2 protein-coding genes are annotated in these 975 nt (G+C 68.2%); one reads left to right on the top strand and one right to left on the bottom strand.

Annotated features, from left to right (window positions below):
* Window positions 1-37 precede the first annotated feature (37 nt).
* The gene (locus G5C65_RS37705) at window positions 38-307 is read right to left on the bottom strand and encodes a DUF397 domain-containing protein (protein ID WP_165303569.1); all 270 of its coding nucleotides are present in this window, start codon (window positions 305-307) and stop codon (window positions 38-40) included.
* A gap of 297 nt (window positions 308-604) precedes the next feature.
* Here G5C65_RS37705 and G5C65_RS37700 point away from each other — a divergent pair, with 297 nt between their 5' ends.
* Window positions 605-943, top strand: a complete 339-nt coding sequence (locus G5C65_RS37700) for a hypothetical protein (protein ID WP_241266355.1) — start codon at window positions 605-607, stop codon at window positions 941-943.
* Window positions 944-975: the final 32 nt, after the last annotated feature.

Raw genomic sequence — 975 nt, 5'->3', positions numbered from 1 at the left:
GTCCCCGCCCCCATACGGCCGTGCGGGAGGAGAGCCCTCACCCTTCCTCCGCCGTCAGCCCCCCGTTGTGCGGCATCGGCTCCAGGTCGAACTCCCCGTCCCGCGCTCCCAGGACGAACGCCTCCCACTCCGCGACGGTGTACCGCAGCACGACGTCCGGCTCCTTCGAGTTGCGCATGGCGACCGCGCCGCCCGCAAGGTGAGCGATCTCCACCTTCTCGTCCTCCGGCCCGCCCGGTGCGCTCTCCCACACGGCGTCGGAGATGTCCATGGCGTACAGCTCTTCCTTCTCCTGCTGCGTCCCCATCAGCGCTGCTCCTCTCGTATCGCCGGCCACATTACGTGGCGTTCTCCGGGTGCTTCACGCGTGCGCTGCTCGCCCGCTCCGATCCGGTCAAGAGCGGTCTCATGCGATCAGTTCACCTGCGCCCCGGAAGTCTTGGACGTGCCACCGTTCGACTCGTAGGTTCTCCGCATGGGTCTGTGGTCGCTTCTGTTCAAACGGCGTCTGGTGAAGGAACCGCCGGAGGGCGTGCGGCCGCGTTCCGAGGAGGACCTCAGGGCTTCGCTGCTCGCACTGAACGGACCCGACGTCCCATGGGCTGTGCGTGACGGTGCGCCCGAGGGTGCCGATTTCGTCGCGGAGTGGCGGCTCGCGAATCGCGTCGTGCGCACGCTCACCATCCGGATGCTGCTGCTCCCGGAGGAGCACGAGGTACTCGCCATCGAGGAGCAGCACGAGGTCTCGGCGTACAGACAGCAGTGGGGCCGCGGGCCGGCCAGGACGGTTCGCAAGGAGTGGACCCTGGAGCGGGGAGCCGACGGGCGTCGGCACTTTCGCGAGTCGTTCAGCTTCGACAGCGCGGACATGACACAGTGCGTGCTGGACACCGTCCTCCAGGCGGGGTGGACCTGGCGGAGTCTCCTCTCGAAGGACTTCTGAAGTGGCCCCGTCACCCCCAGCCCCCCTCACAC

It is taken from the genome of Streptomyces boncukensis (genome assembly GCF_011045075.1).
GTDB lineage: Bacteria > Actinomycetota > Actinomycetes > Streptomycetales > Streptomycetaceae > Streptomyces > Streptomyces boncukensis.
The sequence above is the reverse complement of the archived record's forward strand: the minus strand, read 5'-3'. Positions and strand labels throughout refer to the sequence as shown.